Genomic DNA, 19,121 nt, shown 5'->3' with positions numbered 1-19,121 from the left:
TTGAATACAGTGGAATGTACGATTAGGGAGGGAAGTTATCGTTTTTCTAAGATAACTCGACCGACCCAACTGCAACAAAAAGCGTTAGATTTATTGGGAGTTTCCCTGATTTGTACCCAGTAACGGGGCGGCGGAAATTCTCTTAATCCCTTCTACAGCACAGGTTATGGCTTTTTGTCAACGGGGAAGTCCAGGTATAAAGGGCTTTCAGACTATCGGTTAGTTGAATCAGGGATGCTGGTTTCATGCGAGTTCCTCACTCTGAGGATTTTCCCGTTATTATAGGATCAATCATTCTCTGTAATTCTCTAGGAGAAAATTTCCCGCCATTGTCTGTCAACTTTCCTCCCTAGTGTGGGCAAATTAGGAAAAGAATCGTTAAGATCAAAAAAACTTAACATTAATCTTCTTGACAAAATACCCCATTTGTGCTATGAGAGACGCTATTGATATTTTGATGGAAAATTTGAGCCAGAGCATCGTCGGCCAAACCGAATCGATTCGCATTGTGCTGGTGGCTTTACTCAGTGGTGGCCACGCTCTCCTCGAAGATGTACCCGGAGTCGGCAAAACCCTGTTAGCTAAATCCTTAGCGCGTTCAATTAACGGTCGTTTCCAACGGGTACAATGCACCCCCGACCTCCTTCCTAGTGACATCACGGGAACGACGATTTGGAACCCCAACAGTCGCGAATTTGAATTTATCCCCGGCCCCGCTTTTGCTAACGTCCTGCTGGCCGATGAAATCAACCGGGCCACACCGCGCACTCAATCGGCACTTCTAGAAGTCATGGAAGAAAAACAAGTTACCGTCGATGGAGAAGCGCGGCTAGTCCCCCAACCCTTCTTTGTTATCGCCACCCAAAACCCGATCGAATATCAAGGCACTTTTCCGCTTCCAGAAGCACAAATGGACCGTTTTGCCGTTTGCCTGAGTTTGGGTTATCCCAGCGCCACAGAAGAATTAAAAATGTTACAAAGACAGCATTCTCAAGAGACGGTTAAATCCCTAGAAGCTTGTATTTCCCTAGAACAGGTGGGAGAATTGCGAAGATTAGTCAGTCTGGTCCGGGTAGCTCCTGCTTTACAGCAATATATTGTCGATTTAGTCCGCGCTACCCGTGATCATGAAGATATTAGTTTAGGAGTCAGTCCCCGGGGTTGTGTGGTTTTGCAAAAAGCAGTTCAAGCTTACGCTTTCTTGGAAGGTCGCGATTATGCTATCCCCGATGATGTTAAGTTTATCACTCCCTATGTCTTCTGCCATCGTCTGATTCCTAGTCACGGTCGTCAAGCTAAAGCTATCGTGGAAAGACTTCTACAATCGGTGGCGATCGAGGATCGCATCTGTGCTTAAATTTCAGTTATCGATGAACGGTAAGTTATAGGGTATTTCTAAATTCTGCCAAATTGGTAGAGCCGATCCATTAATTGCTAGTATTACCTTAGCTAACTAAAGGCTTGGGTAAAAAATATTTAGTGAGTCCAGGGAAAATCTGCTCTCAGGAGAAAACAATGTTTTGTTCACAGTGTGGAACCAAAAGTGGACATCTCTAAAAATTATCACCCGATCACAGCTGGCTTTGATGCTTACTCGCATTCAAAATATCCACCTTTATCCTCAGACGGGTTTTTACACCAATCGTTAAAATCAATGACAAAGGAGCTTGGTCTAAATCCGTTCTGCCAATAGCTCAAGGTTTTAACTTTATTACTCTCGTTAATACCTTCAACAACTGTAGCATAGAATTCTTTGCGTTTATAAATATTAACCTCTCCTTCTTTTAAGACTTTATCTATCCAGCTTTTTCGTTTTTTTAGTGCTTGATCTTTTTCATATTTTGCACCTTCTAAATTAGTATCGCTGCTAATTACAATAGCCCATTTTTTAATCGATGTTGCTTCTGGATATCGATTGTGTGCAAATGGAGTTACCCCTTGTAAAACATCCATAGCTTTACTTGCAAGCTCTTCAGATTGCATGGCATATAATTTGTTTATATTTTGTAACACAGCTGTCGATTCTGATGCTAAATCAATCTTTGCTTTCGCTATTTCTCCAATAGCCTCAACTGCTTCAAGAGCCCTATCTGTAGCTTTAGCATTGTTGTTTTTCGGATGGGTATCTAGAGGCATTGATTTCAGAATAATTTTCTTAAGGATGAGAATAGATGTGTAACTGGGATTAAGTCGTGCTAAGTTAATTGCTAATTCTTCATGTCCTAAAGATGCAATAACTATAATGGTATTTTCTTTGGCTACCTGAGCATTAGGAATGGTTCGTCCATTGATTTCACCTACTAAATAAGGCATAAATTTTTCTACCGTTTCAACTCTCTTTATATCGAGTTCTTGTTGACGGAAATAATAATTGGTTAGACCTGTAAACGTTCCTCCTATAGCTCCTCCTATAGTTGTAAATAATAAAGTTACCACGATTTTACTAATATCCCAGAAATCCTTTTTATCTTTCTTATCGTTTTTATCTTTATTATTATTCATAATTCATACCCTCTAAGCTCTGGATAGCATCGATTTATGATCTAGTCTGCATACCCTAAAAAATTCAACAAACGGTGAGTTTTCCCAGCGTCCCCCCTATTCTGAAAAAACTCACCAGAAGCCTTTATTTTGCCCCTCACACCTTATCGAATCGGTCTCCTATCCGAACTGTCCCGTATCGATCCATTCACTCTTGATTAGCGACCACCAATCAGTTGCCAGACCATCGAGGACGTACTTGTAGGGCAGCCAGCCGTAGCCAGCACTTCCCCAGCCAGTCCCCCAGGAGTTGCGAATCAGCAAGGCACCGGTGGTTTCAATGCCACCCACATTGGTGTTCTTGATCTTGAGGTTGTCGTCGTAACCAACTGCGTCAATGGCGTGACCGCCTTCAACCCGTTCGCCGCGAGTTGGATAAGGTATCTTACCGCCATTGGTGTTGGCCTGACTGATAGAACTGTAAACAGTAAAGCCAAACATTGAGGGCAGCCCATTTGCCAAGTAGGTTTTAATCTGAGTTAATAGGTTGCTCCGTGTCGTTCCTGGGGGGTCGAGGCGGTAGTAGGAAATCGCCTGATAGCTTTGGCCAAAAGCGTAGCAGAATGCCGACGGCTCTTTGTCAAAATCAGCGGTATTGTAGGGATAGTATTCTTCTGGTGGTACGCCAAACAAGGTGAGGGCGTACATTGTTGAGCGCAAGAAAGCCCCCGTATCTCCCGTCCATTTGAGCAAGTTGCGCGTCACTTTGTAGAGGAAGAGTCTGGAAGCATCGAGGTGTTTGCCAAAAGCTCGCCGCTCAAAATACTCCACCAGTCCGACACCGGCGTGGGCCGTACAAGAACCGATAGTTTTTTGATCCTCGATGGGGGAACACCACGGCCTCAAGTCCACGCTGGTTGGCAGCGCTGCTGGGGCAGATGTCGTTGCTCCCACTTTGGCCAGCATTTGCTTGACAGATGGCTGTCCCAAAGCTTGCAGTTTGGACGGTACGCGTTCAGATTGAAAAGTGACATCACGAATATCGGGATAGTCGGGCAACCATCCCATTGCGGGAATTACAAATGTTTCACTCATTTTTCTTTTCCTCCTAAGTCGTTACTCACTAGCCCTTGGCTATCTGAGAAGCCTTTACTCTCGGACTTGGAGCGTGACAGTAAATCGTTCGACAATTGACGGTTCTCCTTGCCACTCTCGCCAAAGCTTAAGCCTTAGTTGGCCTATCCCAGCCCGTTGCGCTTTAAAGGTCAGGACTCTCTGACCGCCCCCGCCGACTTTCGACTCCCTGGCAGGTAGATACTCAGAGGACTGCAGCTCCACTAAATCGCTCCCGCCACCATCGACCGCCCACTGAAAGCCAGTGGTGGGATTCTCGTCGAGGGACAGTAGCAGTAGGTCGTTGACCTGCATGGTGATGGATTTGCCGTTGTCAGTGCGAGTAAGGGTTAGCATTGTATCTTGACCGTTCCCTCCTTTCGGGTTCCACTTGGTTGCCCCACAGCCCTGGGAAAAGACCGGGGAAAGCACGAGGATTAGAGTTATGACAATCGCAACGGCCCACTTAAGAGAACGATCCATTATTTTCCTCCCTCGTCTCTATAACGGCCACAGGGATTTACTCTCGTTATTGCAGTTGGGAAATCGCGCCAAGCGCGGAACAAACTGGGAAACGATCTAATTTAATTATCTCTTGCTTTGGCCACCGAGAGATGGTAGGATGAAAGATTTGTGATTTTTCTTAATAATCCCCCTCGCCTGCGCCTACACGAGCTTAAAATACCCTTCAGAGCATTCCTATCCGTAATTTGAAATAACTCCTCAATGCTCCCCCATTTCGCCCCCCTAGAGGAGGGAATTGCCACGCTCAAAATCCCTAGCGGGGGAATAACAACGACTAGCAATTAAACCCAAAACTAACCACCAGAGGGTACTAACTTGGGGACGATACCAAACCGTATCAAAAAAACCGTGGGCAAGAATTCCAGCCATAGCGGCAATTGCCCCGATTAACCAAAAGCCTTGACTATCCATTTTATCGCGTAAAAGTTTAATTTGATGGATGCCTTGGCCGATAGTCGTGACTAATAACCAGAGGAAACAGGTAAAACCAATAATTCCCGTTTCTACCATAATTTCTAATAGCACAGAATAGGCACTTAAAGCCGTGTATTTTGGCTTCATGAATAGGGGGTAAATTTTCTTAAAAGCATCATTACCCGGTCCGATGCCCAAAAGCGGATAAGTTTGAATCATGCGGATAACTGCATCCCAAACATTAATCCGAAAGTTATTACTACTATCTTCCCGGCCAGCGAAAATACTCATCACCCGAATTCGCAGCGGATCCACCAATAAAATCGCCCCTAAAATCACCACGGCTAAACCCCCTAAAACTAAGGGTAAAAGCCATATTTGCCAAAATAAGGATAGATAGTTTTTGAACCAATAAAATAATAGCAATAAGAAGACAATTCCTAAGACCATCAAACCAATCCAACCGCCACGACTCTCGGTAAAAAATAAACAAGCGGCATTGGCTAAAGTTAATAAAGCCGCTAAAATTTTCGGTAGCCATCCCTGCCACACAAATAATGCCGCACCGCTAAAAGCAATACCAGGGAATAAATAACTAGCTAATAAATTAGGATTACCGAGATAGCTATAAACCCTAGTATCCCCCGCTAATTCTGAGGTGGGATCGTTCCAAGTTGCTAACTGTTCCGCACCAAAAATTTGCTGACGAATGCCGTAAACGCTGACTGCTAAAGCGGTTAAAACTAAAGTAGTCAGAATCCAATTTGTTAGGCGTGGTGAGCGCATAATTCGGGCAGTAAAGGCAAAAAAGATGAGATTGAGAGTTAATTTAATTAATCCTTCCAAAGCTGCGGTTTTAACGGGAGAAAAAGCCGTGGAAACCGTGGCAATTCCCCAGTATAAAAGCACTAAAATGTGAATCGGTGTCACCCCGATTTTGCCTTCATCCACAAGGGTTAAGAGTAGCCAATAACCCGCTATTGCTAACAATAAAAACCCGATTTGACTGGTGGAGAAAAACGGCGCAGTGGCGATAAGAAGAGAGATTAACAGCGCACCCATCAGTTCTGTCCACTCCACAAACCGGCTACCCTGTCGCCATTGACTAAAAAGGCCGACGAAACGATGCAGATAGCTATATTTTGACCAAGAAGCGGGGGAAAAGTTCAGTAGGGTGATTTGTTTCCAAAAAGCATTCATAGGGTTTTTAGTTGCGGTTGTCACCATCACACTTTGATTAAGATACCGATTGTATCTTAATTGTTGACTCTTGGGAGCGAAAAGAGTTTCAGTCTGGTGTCTTAGGGCAGCTTCACACAGTCAAAACCTAATAGCATAACCAGTTTAAGCATGGGGTGAACGTAAAGCTTGACCTAAACGAGTTAAGCCTTGGGAACAGTCAAAACGATCGAGATGTACTTCAATAAATGATAGGCGATCGATGTTACCCTGGGCAATCGATAAAGCCTTTTCTAATTCCCCTTCTGTCCTGACTTGACAACTCCAACTTTCCCCGTTAAATACTGCCGGTAATTGATGATATTTCCACGGTTGTAGATCATTATAAATATTATCCTGAATTACCCGCTCGATCGTGTAACCGTCGTTATTAATTAAAAAGATAATTGGATTGAGATGGTGACGGATAATTGTCGAAAGTTCTTGGGCGGTCATTTGAAAAGCACCATCACCCACAAAGACGATAGGACGAGTATTGGGTGCGGCAAAAGCTACTCCTAAACAGGCGGGAATTGAATAACCAATAGAGAGATAAAATGCTTGACCAATAAAGTCAGTTTTTTGAGGCATTAATAAATCAATCGTGGCAATAATTGCGTCCCCTGTATCGGAAATAACAAAAGATTCTTGAGCGATAAAATGATTCATTCGCTTATAAAAACGAGCATTAGTTAATTTTTGCTCCGGCACGGCGATGAATTCTAAATCCTTCAATTCGGCCGCGGGTTTAATCTCTAGTGTAGCCGCTTCTTTGTGACTTAGTTTATCAATTAAACCATCGATAAAATCCCCTAAGAATACTGGTTGGTAAAAGTGATGTTTAATTTTTACTTTCTCGGAATTGGCATTAATCAAATTATTGGGATTTAAATTAGCCGTAAATCCCCCTAAATTCATATCGGACATAATCGCTCCTAAACAGAGGACACAATCGGCATTTTCCACCCGTTGACTAACGTATTCGCGACTTAATGCTCCCACATAAGTGCCGATAAATTGCGGCTGCATTTCCGAAATTGACGACTTACCTAAGATAGTGGTAGCTAAGGGATAACCCGTTACTTCTAAAAGTTTCAGCAACTTATCTTGGAGTTTAAACCGATGGAATTCTACCCCCGCTAAAATAATTGGTTTTTCCGCTTTTTCTAATAAAAAAACCGCTTCTTCAATGGCTTCTTCTAAAGCGGCGGTATCCGTGAGATTATCGGTTAAATAAATTGGATTTTCTGAGGGGATACAGGGACGATAGACCAGATCCCGGGGAATTTCGATATACACGGGACGTTTGTGATGCAAACAAGCGGCTAAAGTTTGATCGATTTGACTAGCTGCTTGGGCGGAATTAGTGAGAATAACCGAGGCAACCGTGGCTTTTTCCATGATGGAAAATTGCAGATTATAATCGCCCGTGGTGTGGTGTAATAATAAATTATCCCGGCGAATCGAGCGATCGGAAGCTCCACTAATCACCACCAGGGGAACTCTTTCAGCGTAAGCACCGACCACAGCATTAACGAGGCTAAACCCCCCGACTCCGTAGGTGACACAGACAGCACCCATACCTTTAACTCGCGCGTAGGCATCGGCGGCATAACCTGCGTTAAGCTCATTACAGGTGCAAACTAATTCGATCGGACTTTCCACCAAAACATCCATCAAATCGAGGACATAATCCCCCGGCACCCCAAAAATATGATTAACCCCTAAACTATGGAGACACTGGAATAAATATTCGCCGATGGTGATCATAGCAATTTTCTCGCAAAGATGAGCAGGGTGTCGGTGCGGAATTTTCCTTACTCACTTTCAGCCAAAATGCCGACCGCTCTTGCTAGGAAAAGACCGACTAACTTACATATCATATTTACTAATGATAGCAACTCCCAGATCTACATCTAGAGTACCTTGAGCGCCACCTCCGGGGATTAAACCGCAGAAATCTCGCAAATAACGCTCGTAATGGTTAGTTTTCAGTTGTCCTGCCCCTCCTAACAAACGTTGGGCAATCAAAACTAATTCGATGGCACTGTCGGTAGCATAGGATTTAGCTAAGCTAGTAATCGGTTCCCAGAGAGGATCTACCTGACCAGAGGCCTCAGCTTCTAGGGATTGATAGACGATCGAGCGACTGGTTTCTAGCAGTTTATACATTTTACCGATCTCTGCCTGTACCGATTGCATAGCGGTTAAGGGTCGATTGTAACGGATGGAATGACTGAGACTTTTGACACAATCTTCCAAAATTGCCTCCATTCTGCCCAAAACGGGACTAACCAAGATAGAACGACGGGCGTTTAAAAATTCCTGCACATGACTTAACCCATCGGCCGCCACCATCACCGAGTCATGGGGAAGAAAAACATCATGAAAATGTACCGTTGAGATGCCAGCAGCGCGCCATCCTGCCATGGGTAAGGGAACAATTTCCACTCCGGGGAATTCTTTTTCCACCAAAAAAACCTTAAGATCGTCAAAACTATCCGTTTTATGACGGGCATAGGTCATAAACGTATCAGCATTGTAACCGCCAGTGGTGAAAAGTTTTTTGCCAGAAAGGATATATCCGCCTTGGGTTTCTCTGACGCAGGTGTTAAAGGAAAAAGGATCCGCACCGTCGGTATAGGCAAAAGCGGGTGCTCTTTTCCCCGCGATCATCGGCTTCAGGTAACGTTCGATCAAGTCCTGTCGTTTTGACTTGTAGATCATTCTCATCACCGAACCGCGCAGAGAAATCACGAAGGGAAAGGATAGATCTTGACAGAGATAACCGACTCGATCGAGCATCATTCCCCAGGATAGCTGATCAGCCCCTCCACCTCCTAATTCTTGAGTCACAGGATAGGGAGTCATCCCTAAACGACAAGCTTCGGCAAAAATATCTTCTGGTATACAAGTACCATTGGCATCCCGTTCTAAAACTCCGGGGTTAATGCGTTTGCGAATAAAATTGCCAAAACGACTATCGACTTCTGCTGCTATTTTTTTGGCTAGGGTACGATTCATGATGTTTTTATCAACCTCTTGTCTCAATTTTTTCCGGATAAGGATTTTTTTGTCCCTATATACTTAGCAGGGCAATCGCACTTATTTTGTATAAATTGTACTTGACAAACAGACAGTTTAAGCGGTGGAGACCAGGGGCTAGACATGGCCGCTTGAATCGAGGACAGTATCTAGGGCTGGCTGAATAAATCTAAAAACCTTGTTGGGTAAAACTTTTAGACTTTTTGGAAATCAAAAAGTACGGCTCTTCGGTAATTGTTATGCAAATAATTAACTTAAAATAAAATTTGATCAGAGAGCCTATGCCCAAAAATAACTGAAACCCATACAGGGAAAGATTTTAGGCACAAACAGGTTAATGCCAAAAGATAGACAATTGAGTTAAGATTTGATATAATAGCCAAAAACCAGAGTATTTTACTTAGGGTTTGCTGAATAATGGTAAAACCTTTTTAAAATAAGGCTTTTGACCTGTTAAAATCCAATGTTCATGCTGCGAAAATCGGATTGGTATCCTCAAAAACCTTGCATTATCCTTGCTATAGTACATAAGCTAGTACGAAAGAGGGGCAACAAAGCCTGAAACTCCTGACTCCCGACTCCTGACTCCTGACTCCTAACCCCACCAACAAACTTTTTCAGCAAACCCTACTTATGATACTTGACAAATTTTTGAACCTAGAAGGAACCTCTATTCAAGGCTATCGACACCTAGAAAATATCGGTATAGTTTTCCGAATCGAATCGAAAAATAAAAAAGCAACGGCAGAAGCGCAGAAAAATAAAAAACAGAAAGGGGAAAAAGAAGCAAAACTAGAAGTTTTAAAGCGAAGTAAATATAGCCTGTTAAAAAATGAAGAAGATTTAACGGAACCCCAAAAACTCAAACTAGAAGCTATCAAAGAAAATTTTCCAAATTTGAAAGAGATGCAGGAATTAAAGGAAGAATTCAGAAGGATTTACGAAACCTCAAAGAATCCGACAGAGGGAATGCTATCTATCTCGGAATGGTTGGCAAAATCCTCCATTGTTTTTACCAAGAGTTGTCAAACAATCCGAAACTGTTTTGGAGAAATAATTAGTTATTTCGAGCGAAGGACAACGAATGGGGTGGTCGAGGGAATCAACAATAAACTGAAACTAATAAAACGGAGAGGCTATGGCTTTAGAAACGGAATTTTTGGGTTAGAAGTATGTTATCTAGGCATCTTGTCTGTTGATTTAGCATAAAGAGTAACGAAGAGCCATCTTTTTGCCGCAAACCCTACTCAGCGATCGGTACTCAATTGACCGATCGCTGTTTTTGGCGAGATTTTAGATGATTACTGGTCAAATTGTTCGATCGCCGTGGCGTAACTCTCTTCCACCCCCGTGCCGTAACCTAGTAAGCGATGGATAAAAACTACTCGGTGCTGCCAAAGATAGACTTTCGTGTCCACAACTCCTTCATCAAGCAGAAAATAGGGTTTGTGCAGTTCGATATCTATTTGTTGTAGGGGATGACTGAAACCCACTTTCAGAGCCGGTTGTTTGCTACCTTGGCCAAGAACCAGTTTTTCCCGACTAGCATTAATATAGGCTGCCGCTTCCATAAAAGCCCATTGATCGGCAAAATCAAGAGCATAGCGGTGCAATTGGAAGGGATAACGACCTTCTGCGATTAATTCACCCTGTTTTTGTTCTTCAATTTGTTTAGTTAATTTTTGGACTGGACGTTCGAGATTTTTCGAGATTTCTTCTTCCGAGAATAAATTCATCACTTCCGCCGGCAATCGCCCCGGTTTTGCCCCTAAACTCACTTGATCGGTGATTGTTACTGGACGTAAACTGATTTTTACCTGTGCCACTTCTTGATTATCAGCCAAGATACTAGAGGGCATTTCTAATAATACTCCCCCCTTAATGCAACTGGCACGGGTGACGAGTTGAATCGTTTCGCAATCGTGAAAAGTGACATTTTTGATGTAGCGCAGATGGGCCATGGCAACTACCATACTGGTTTGGTAGTTTTCCACTAACTTTTGAATACTCATCAAGTGATCGCGCAACCATCCCGCCCAACCATTTAATCCTAAGCGCAAAAGTTCTCGCTGGTGCATCTGCAAGGGAGTGAATAAAGTCGGACAGGCGGCGAGAGTAAGTTCACTGGTTCTCGGTGGGGATGAAGTGGGAGTAGTTGCGGCAACTGTACTAACCATTTTGTCGTCCTCGGCTAAAGATTTTGTGGCAATAAAATAAGACTAGGGAAGTAAGTAGATAAACCTGCCCGACGAAACAGTTAATCTTCCCTGTTGATAGTTAAAGCTGGGAATTATTTAATATTTTTAATTAACCACCAGCAATTGCCGTTAAAATTTGCAAGCGATCATTTTCTTGAATACTGCGGTCTAATTCATTCGAGAAAAGCTGTTCCCCATTTAAAAAAAGTCGATGAACTTTGCGAACTTCGCCATTCGCATCGTAGAGAGAAGCCGTTAAAGAGGGATATTTTTCCGTGAGAGTCCGTAAAGCTTTGGAGATGGTTTCCGCTTCTAGGGAAACTTCTTTTTGGTAGTCCACAAATCGTAGGAGAGTTCCAGAAAATGCAATGTTTAAGGTGGTCATTGTGGTGTTCCTCTTGTCTTACTGATCAGGAATACAAGCTTTTTGAGATTTATTCCGTGAAAATTGATTTGCCAATTTAGACCTGAATTGGCAATTATCTTCATCTTGTGTCATGATACTGCCCTCTCCCTTATTACCTCCATTATGTGTACATTTCTTAACAAAAAGATAGAAAACTTAAAAGAGTCCGAAACGATTGATAGGTATAGTTTTGAAAAAAGTAATGGCTCTACCGACCCTGTCATGTAAAACTATCAATAACTCATGCTTGTAAAGTTTGTACACTAAGGCTTTGAGTTTTTGTTAGATTGATATTTATCAACTTTAGAGCCTTGCTGTGCAGAGAGGGAGCTTGAGGAATTTTCTACAGTGTAAGTTCGGAAGAACCAAAGTAATCTACTGAGGAGTCATCAAAAAAAGGGAAAATGGGCAGCCCAAGGATTATTTCTGTGGAAAACTTATCCAGCCAGTTTTGTCCATCGGAGCTTACTTGAGCCAGCAATTCTCATTTTAAGGTTTCATGACATTAAAACCCTTGCACCTAGAGGGGTTAATAATTCTTAACGAATCTCTAGATCGCTGAAACAACGCAAAATCCTTTCAAAATGAGAATCGCTGTACTTGAGCTTTTTTTAAGCTTTGCCTCCCCCTACAGTACGATGCAATCTTTTAAAAAAACTTAACTTGACGCTGGGCATAAATGCGCTTAGACTGAGCAGAAAAGTTAGTCATCTGTCTTTGGGAGTAGCCCCGCTAATGCTTCCGCAAAAGTTCTGCTGCTAATCAACTGATATAGTACAAATTCAAAGCCCAAAATGAGCAAAAAATTAACAGTTTCTACCATCGCTTTACTAGGCGCATTTGTCGCTACCTCCCCAGCGCAAGCGGCTCTCGTTCAAAACGTATCTCTTTTAGACTTGGTTAATAGCGGCACCGTTGCTGGTTCCACGGGAACCCTAACTAGAACGGCGACTGGAATTGCCAGTACCGTGTCCACTAGCAATTTATCCCCTGGGGCCGCCTATACCATGTGGTGGGTTATCTTCAATAACCCTGAGTTTTGCGTCGGGGGTTGTGGTGAAGACGACTTCTTCAATCCTACCGTCAATGCTTCGGCATTTTTTGCCGATGGAGAAGTAATTGGTTTAAATGGACTAGGTAATTTCTCTGCTCAAGTCGGTATCGGTCAACTGCCTAATCCTAATCAAGTGTTGTTTGGTAATGGGTTATTCAATCCCTTGACAGCAGAAGTGTGGAACGTAGTTCGCGACCATGGACCAGCTAGTAGCGACCCCGCACTGTTACAAGCACAGTTAACCACCTTTAATGGTGGCTGTACCCTTACCCCAGGGGATGGTCTTTTCCCCTGTCGTGATGAGCAGTTAGCGGTTTTTTCAACCCCTGTTCCTGAACCTTCCGTTTCTGTGGGGTTAGTTGTCTTGGGAACCCTGGGAATTTTATCGAGAGTCCAAAGACCCAAAAACTAAGCTGGCCTGAATTGAAATTATCTGAGGGATAATCCTTCTCTTGGTCTGTTTTTCCCCGCTTTCCGCCCATTTATTCCCATTTGCCGGTTATGTACAAAAAAATACTGTCTTTAACCCTTTTCCCTTTAGGGATTGCTTCCACTGCCTTGCTGCCAGTATCATCTGCTCAAGCGGTCACGGTGGCCAGTGATTGGATTGGTGCCGCCACTCAAGGTGTTAGAAATCAACCCCAGGGACCAACGGTAGCTTCTCGGCTCTATGGCATCCTTAGCACTGCTATGTACAATGCTTGGTCAGCCTACGAAGCTACCCCCATTAGTACCGTTCTGGGAGATACTTTACAACGTCCTACGAGCGAAAATACTCAAGCCAATAAACAGGAAGCGATTAGTTTTGCCGCCTATCGGGTGTTAACGGAACTGCTACCCACACAAACGGCTAATTTGACTGCTCGGATGAATAGTCTCGGTTACGACCCCAACAATACCAGCACCGATACCACCACGGCAGCGGGAATCGGTAACACCATCGCCGCCACGCTGATGAATGCCCGTCGTAATGACGGTTCTAACCAGTTAAACGGTTACGTTGATACCATCGGTTACAGCACCCCCAACACTCCCACTCAAGTGGTCAATATCGAACTCTGGACTCCAGAGAGTGTTCCCATCGATTCTGGTTCAGCACTACAAAACTATCTCACCCCCCATTGGGGAACGGTGCAATCCTTCTCTTTAACCGATAATGCTCAATACCGTCCCCCCGAAATCATCCGTTTTCTGTTAGATCCCAACGCTTCGGCGGATTTACAGGCGGGAACGATCACCAGGGGTGATGGTACAGTGGTTCCTATTAGTGCAGCTTTGGTGGGAGTAGATATCAATCCCGCTTTCATCCAGCAGGCGGTTGATGTAGTGGAATTCAGCGCCAATCTCACAGACGAACAGAAACTAATCGCCGAATTTTGGGAAGATGGCCCTGGAACCCCTTTCCCTCCGGGTACATGGATGGAGTTCGGGCAAGATATCTCGCAGCGGGATAATAATACTCTTGACGAAGATGTGCAGTTATTCTTCGCCCTCGGTAATGCGGTTATGGACGCGGGGATTGCCACCTGGGAAGCGAAACTATCCTATAATTCTGCCCGTCCCGTGCGCGTGATTCGCGAGTTAGGTCGCTTGGGTTTAATCGGGACTGACAGTAACGGCGATGGAGTCTTTGAAATTAACGCTTGGGGCGGCCCCGGTTTAGGCACAATCACTATTCCCGCTACCCAATTTCTCACCTACCAGAATCCCTTTGGTCCTCCTTCGCCCCCCTTCGCCGAATATACCTCTGGCCATAGTGCCTTTAGTGCCGCTGGGGCGGAAATCCTGCGTCTTTTCACTGGTAGTGATGTTTTTGGTGGTTCTGTCACCTTTGCCCCCGGTACTTCAGCTTTTGAACCGGGCATCACTCCGGGGAGTCCGGTAACTCTCTTTTGGGATACTTTCTCAGAAGCGGCGGATGAAGCCGGTATTTCCCGTCGCTATGGCGGTATTCACTTCCTCGACGGCGATATTCAAGGCAGAATTTTAGGTCGCAGGGTGGGGGGCAGTGTTTGGAACCGCTCTCAATTCTTTATCAACGGTGGCGTTACTACTCCAGAAGCGGATAATGTTCTCGCCCTCTTGACCCTAGGCGGTATTTTCTCCCTAACACGCCTGATAAAAAGCAAAATTAAATAAAAATTAGACCTTTTGCTAAATTTCCTAGAGACGTTGCCCCCAACGTCTCTATTTTACTTTCTCCCTAACTGCCCATCCCACAAGGCGAAAATAGGGAGATTAGCTCCGATCGCTTGTTATACTTGTCTAGGATAGAAATTACCGCTCCTCACCCCTGACTGTTAATGATTTTTACTGAATTAGTTTTGCAAAATTTCGGCCCCTACGCTGGTCGTCAAGTGATTAATTTACGTCCTGAAAAAGATAACAATCCCTGTCCGATTATCCTTTTGGGAGGCATGAATGGCGGCGGCAAAACTACTTTAATGGATGCGATTCGTTTGGCTTTGTATGGTGCGCGGGCAAAGTGTTCTACTCGCAATAATTTAAGTTATGCCGAGTTTCTCAGTCAAGCAGTTAATAATCAAGCTTCCCTCATCGATCAGGCTAGAATTGAACTGGCTTTTGAACATCTAGTTAATGAACAATGGCGACAATATCGTATCGTTAGATACTGGACAAAACAGCCCAAAGATGGTAAGGATACTCTCGGTATTTTAGATGAAGATTGGCCCGATCCTGCCTTAGCAAATACTTGGGATGAATATATTGAAACTTTATTACCTTTGGGTATTTCTAACCTGTTTTTATTTGATGGGGAACAGGTAAAAGAATTGGCAGAACAGGATGTACCTCCTGACAGCGTTAAGGATTCGATGCAGACTTTATTAGGGTTAGAATTAGCGGAAAGATTAGCCGTTGATCTCGATATTTTAGCTAGTCGTAAGCGCCGGTTATTAGCAGCAGAAAATGAACTGGCAACTATTGAAGCTATTGAGAAAAAATTAGCCCAGTACCAAGAGGATTTAGAATTGGCTAGGCAAGAGATGGAAACTCAACAAAAAAATTTAGATTTAGTTAGAAATGATTTTGATGCAGTCTCGGATAAATTTCGCATTGATGGCGGAAAAATTGCCGCCGAAAGAAGTCAATTAGAGAGCAGAAAAAAGGAGGTAGATAAAAAGTTAGATAAACAGAGAGAATATTTAGGTCAATTGGCAGGGGAATTTTTACCATTAAAGTTAATTTTTCCTCTCCTAGAAGCTGCTAAAATTCAGGGAGAAAAAGAGCTAAAATTTCAATCTGCTCAAGTCGCTCAATCGGTTTTAGAATCTAGAGATAAAAAGTTACTTGCTTATTTAAAACAACTAAGTTTAACTTTAGAACAATTAGATAATATTAGGGAGTTTTTAGAGCAAGAAAATAAGTTTTTAGCTGAGGATAACGATTCTTTGGTTACTTCTTACTTAGATTTAGACGAGGAGGCGATCGAGTTATTAAATCGAGTCTTAACCCATCAATTACCGGCACAAATTAACCTCGCTCATCAAGCAATAGAACAATTAAAAAATCTGGAAGCTGACTTAGATAATTTAGAGCGAGAATTAGCAGTAGCAGCCTCTCCCGAAGAATACGAAACCCTGAGTAATAACTTAAAAACCGCTCAGAAAAAGTATCTAAATGCTCAAGCAGAATACGAGCAAAGCCACAAAAATTATGAGGAAATCAAAAAGAAAATTGAGAAAACTAAAAAAGAATTATTTGCCTATAGTGAGAAAGCTTTAGAATCGCAAAGTAACGAACATATCGTTAATGCTATTGTCAAAGCACAGCAAACTTTAAAAGTATTTAAAGAACGCTTAACTTTAAAAAAATTAAATAGATTAGAGGGAGAAGTGGCGGAATGTTTTCGTTATTTATTGCATAAGTCCGATCTAGTTCAGAAAATAGCGATCGATGCTGATACTTTTGGTCTATCTCTCTTTGGTCCCGATGGACAAAATGTGCCTAAACACCGTCTTTCTGCCGGAGAAAAACAACTATTAGCGATCGCTTTTTTGTGGGGATTAGCGCGAGTTTCCGGACGAGATTTACCCATCGCTATCGATACACCCCTGGGACGTTTAGATTCTTCCCATCGCTATAATTTAGTTGAACGTTACTTTCCCGCTGCTTCCTCTCAAGTCATCCTCCTTTCTACCGATACAGAAATTGGACAAAATGAGCTACTCTTATTAGAAGAACAGGAAGTAATCGCCAGAAAATACCTGCTAGAATACAATTCCCAACAACGTCAAACCACTATTCACCCCGACCGCTACTTTTGGTAAAATTATGACTGAGATAAATTCCCCAAAAATCCTCCCCCGATTAACTTGAGACATCGGGTATTACTTTCGATTTTATCAGTCAATCCAAGCTTTTGGGGGGATCAGCACCCCCCTTATCAAGGGGAGATTAAGGGGGGTGCCATATTCAATTTGGTTCTTCGTTACTTGGTATGATTCGATATGGGGGCATAAATCGACTAAATCCTTATCTGGTAAGAGATTTAATTGATTAGTTCGCTCTAGAACAAAAACAATTGACAAAAATCGCCAAATGCCTTTCTACATAAGGGTTCCATCCCTTATATCCCCCGTCCATTGCATAACACAAACCGAAGAGCCTTCAATTTAATTATAACTAGCTACTTAGTTAAGTACCTAAGCAAAATTAATTACACATTTCGATAAAGCTTTTGCCTCTTGCCTATTGCCTCTTGCCTGTCTTCACTAGGAAATTTATTTTGCATGACTACTTATTAAGGCAGAGGCAATCAGAGCAATTATCTTTTTAACTTTTTACTTTCTAACTTGACCATTATGGGAGAAATAGAAGATTTACTGGCACAAATGAAGGCAGAATACCAGAAACGGGATCGGGAAAAACCGATGCCGTCCTCTTCTTCTCGCCAAGAAAAAGAGCGTTTCCCAGCCGAATTTAAGGTTAATTATGCCGGCGATTCTTCTACCGATGCGCTTTTAAAAGCTTTAGCCTTAGAAAACCAAGAAAGGGAACAACAGGAGGCAGCGGAAAAAGAAAAAGCGTCGGCATTAAAACAGCAGCGTAAGCGAGAAGCTTTAACTAGAAAGGCAAAGCAATGGTTAGATAAATTGGATGCCAAATCGGAGGAAGGACGCTGGTTTGAGGAGTTTTCCTATAGCTACGATTCTCCTTTAGAAGCGGCGATTACCTATCTAGAAGCTTTGGGAGAAGTGGATATTTCTAAATGATCAGGTCTAATTTAAAGTTGTGGGTAAATTGGCCGCATCAAAAACTCGATTATGCCACCAAATATTATCACCAGCTATAATATTTGTGCCGTAACGAGGGACGATACCATAAACAGTGCCGGGGTCATAATCCAAAGCTTCACTGATGAGATTGTAGAGACGTTGTAGATCAAAACCCCGGGGGTCACAATGGGGATATTTTCCTTGATTAATCAGAAAACTATCGACGGCAAAATGGCTGACAATTTGCGGTAGTTGTCCCGTTTGTAAGGCTGCGAGGAGATAATATTTCGCCGTTTGTTGGTATTGAAAATCGCTGTAACCGGGGAGGGTTTGCAAGCGTCCTTTGGTCAAACAGTGGGATCCCGGCGCTTGTACCAGTTCAATGTTAACGCTGGAGATAACCCGACGATTTCTTTCGGCAAAAACCGGCTGCAAGCGATCGCAATTGGGGTGAGATAGCTGCTGACAAATCGCTTCTGTTGCCCATAATGCGGTAGTTTTTGCCCCATCAAAGTAATTTGTGGGATATTCTTTGACTAAACGCTTAAAGACGGCTTCTGAAGGCGTATTTAACCAAATTCTCGCCCTTTTTTCTAACTCAGGGGCCGATCGCGTACTCAAGGGAACACCCTCTAAAGCAATTGCAAAACCCTTGACGCGGATAGTTTCTGGGGTAAGTTGCCACAGTTGACGCACTAATTGATCTCTGGTGTCTGCGGGCAGCATTTCGGCTGCTTGTTCATAAAAAGTGGCTGTGGGACGGTGACGTTCAAAAAAAGGCCGGGCGATCGAGTCTAAAATATCTCTATCCTTGGAATTCTGTTTGCGGGGGATGTAAACATTGGGACCCAATTTCATCGGACCGCGAGCATATTTTTTCTGTTCTTCGATGTTACCCGCAGTCATACTCCAAGCTGTGTCGTGGAGAATAAACAAAGGGGTGCGATCGAGGGTTAAGAGGGTTTCTGGCGAGGTAATTTGCAAAAATTCGGCGATTTTCTGCTTTTCTAACTCATCTAGGCTCTTACCGGCCAAATTCTCCCCCACCGTGGAGGGATTTAAAATATCTATGGTGGCAGTGGAGAGACTAGAGGTATTCAGTTTTAAAATCAGTAGGGACAAGACTAAACTAATCACCAAAGAAGTCACTCCCCATCGCCATTGCTCCCAGGGAAAGATAGAATATCTGGGGGGAGAAAATTGTCTTGATTTTTGCCGTCTTTGTCGATTCATAGGACCTTTTTAACGCGCTTTCCACCCATTGTATTCACTTTCTCGAAAAAGGGAATTAATAGTTACTAATTCTGTACGCAAATATTGCATCTAGAATTAGCTTTGTACGCTTTGACCCGTACTGGGTTAACTACGAACCTCTCTATCGGATTCCCGCTAAAGGCGGCCTCTCCGACTACCTTTCTTCCAATATTTAA

Annotated in this window: 15 protein-coding genes and 1 pseudogene; 6 read left to right on the top strand and 10 right to left on the bottom strand. The window is 43.2% G+C overall.

Annotated elements, in window-relative coordinates; all coding sequences use genetic code 11:
* Positions 1-433 precede the first annotated feature (433 nt).
* On the top strand, positions 434-1,357 hold the full coding sequence (locus O9323_RS16155; RefSeq protein WP_002750342.1) for an AAA family ATPase: 924 nt from the start codon (positions 434-436) through the stop codon (positions 1,355-1,357).
* A gap of 233 nt (positions 1,358-1,590) precedes the next feature.
* Here O9323_RS16155 and O9323_RS16150 read toward each other — a convergent pair whose 3' ends face one another.
* The 6 genes from O9323_RS16150 to O9323_RS16125 form a co-directional block, all read right to left on the bottom strand.
* Positions 1,591-2,502: a hypothetical protein gene (locus tag O9323_RS16150; protein WP_002750340.1), complete on the bottom strand. Its 912-nt coding sequence runs from the start codon at positions 2,500-2,502 to the stop codon at positions 1,591-1,593.
* A 159-nt stretch (positions 2,503-2,661) separates the two neighbouring features.
* The gene (locus tag O9323_RS16145) at positions 2,662-3,576 is read right to left on the bottom strand and encodes a C1 family peptidase (protein ID WP_002750338.1); all 915 of its coding nucleotides are present in this window, start codon (positions 3,574-3,576) and stop codon (positions 2,662-2,664) included.
* A gap of 54 nt (positions 3,577-3,630) precedes the next feature.
* Entirely contained in the window at positions 3,631-3,909 is a 279-nt protein-coding gene (locus O9323_RS16140) for a protease inhibitor I42 family protein (protein WP_288125425.1), read from the bottom strand.
* 432 nt (positions 3,910-4,341) lie between these two features.
* Entirely contained in the window at positions 4,342-5,733 is a 1,392-nt protein-coding gene (locus O9323_RS16135; RefSeq protein ID WP_043998286.1) for an IctB family putative bicarbonate transporter, read from the bottom strand.
* A 144-nt stretch (positions 5,734-5,877) separates the two neighbouring features.
* Positions 5,878-7,521, bottom strand: coding sequence for an alpha-keto acid decarboxylase family protein (locus tag O9323_RS16130; protein ID WP_002750332.1), 1,644 nt, complete (start codon positions 7,519-7,521; stop codon positions 5,878-5,880).
* 102 nt (positions 7,522-7,623) lie between these two features.
* Positions 7,624-8,775: an acyl-CoA dehydrogenase family protein gene (locus O9323_RS16125; RefSeq protein WP_080601721.1), complete on the bottom strand. Its 1,152-nt coding sequence runs from the start codon at positions 8,773-8,775 to the stop codon at positions 7,624-7,626.
* Positions 8,776-9,537: 762 nt separating this feature from the next.
* On the opposite strand from O9323_RS16125, the pseudogene O9323_RS16120 reads away from it, so the two are divergent.
* Positions 9,538-9,995 (top strand): annotated as a pseudogene (locus O9323_RS16120) (ISL3 family transposase); the annotation flags it as partial.
* Positions 9,996-10,097: 102 nt separating this feature from the next.
* Here O9323_RS16120 and O9323_RS16115 read toward each other — a convergent pair.
* Both O9323_RS16115 and O9323_RS16110 read right to left on the bottom strand, forming a co-directional pair.
* Positions 10,098-10,973 (bottom strand): hypothetical protein, encoded by an 876-nt coding sequence (locus O9323_RS16115; RefSeq protein ID WP_045357270.1) that lies wholly within the window; start codon positions 10,971-10,973, stop codon positions 10,098-10,100.
* A 130-nt stretch (positions 10,974-11,103) separates the two neighbouring features.
* Positions 11,104-11,379, bottom strand: a complete 276-nt coding sequence (locus tag O9323_RS16110) for a MoaD/ThiS family protein (protein WP_002740056.1) — start codon at positions 11,377-11,379, stop codon at positions 11,104-11,106.
* 815 nt (positions 11,380-12,194) lie between these two features.
* Between O9323_RS16110 and O9323_RS16105 the strand changes: the two genes are divergently transcribed.
* The 3 genes from O9323_RS16105 (at position 12,195) to dndD (ending at position 16,743) form a co-directional block, all read left to right on the top strand.
* Entirely contained in the window at positions 12,195-12,866 is a 672-nt protein-coding gene (locus O9323_RS16105) for a hypothetical protein (RefSeq protein ID WP_288125424.1), read from the top strand.
* 89 nt (positions 12,867-12,955) lie between these two features.
* Positions 12,956-14,593 (top strand): vanadium-dependent haloperoxidase, encoded by a 1,638-nt coding sequence (locus tag O9323_RS16100; RefSeq protein ID WP_288125423.1) that lies wholly within the window; start codon positions 12,956-12,958, stop codon positions 14,591-14,593.
* Positions 14,594-14,757: 164 nt separating this feature from the next.
* Positions 14,758-16,743, top strand: coding sequence for a DNA sulfur modification protein DndD (gene dndD / locus O9323_RS16095; RefSeq protein ID WP_193978607.1), 1,986 nt, complete (start codon positions 14,758-14,760; stop codon positions 16,741-16,743).
* A gap of 75 nt (positions 16,744-16,818) precedes the next feature.
* Here the strand turns inward: dndD and O9323_RS16090 are convergent, their stop codons facing one another.
* A complete protein-coding gene (locus O9323_RS16090) occupies positions 16,819-17,016 on the bottom strand; it encodes a hypothetical protein (RefSeq protein WP_223210756.1) in 198 nt (65 codons plus the stop codon).
* 261 nt (positions 17,017-17,277) lie between these two features.
* Here O9323_RS16090 and O9323_RS16085 point away from each other — a divergent pair, with 261 nt between their 5' ends.
* A complete protein-coding gene (locus O9323_RS16085; RefSeq protein WP_002739611.1) occupies positions 17,278-17,688 on the top strand; it encodes a salt stress protein, Slr1339 family in 411 nt (136 codons plus the stop codon).
* 6 nt (positions 17,689-17,694) lie between these two features.
* Here the strand turns inward: O9323_RS16085 and O9323_RS16080 are convergent, their stop codons facing one another.
* Positions 17,695-18,924: a hypothetical protein gene (locus O9323_RS16080; RefSeq protein ID WP_288125422.1), complete on the bottom strand. Its 1,230-nt coding sequence runs from the start codon at positions 18,922-18,924 to the stop codon at positions 17,695-17,697.
* Positions 18,925-19,121: the final 197 nt, after the last annotated feature.

The organism is Microcystis sp. LE19-131.1A (genome assembly GCF_027532015.1).
GTDB lineage: Bacteria > Cyanobacteriota > Cyanobacteriia > Cyanobacteriales > Microcystaceae > Microcystis > Microcystis ichthyoblabe_A.
The sequence above is the reverse complement of the archived record's forward strand: the minus strand, read 5'-3'. Positions and strand labels throughout refer to the sequence as shown.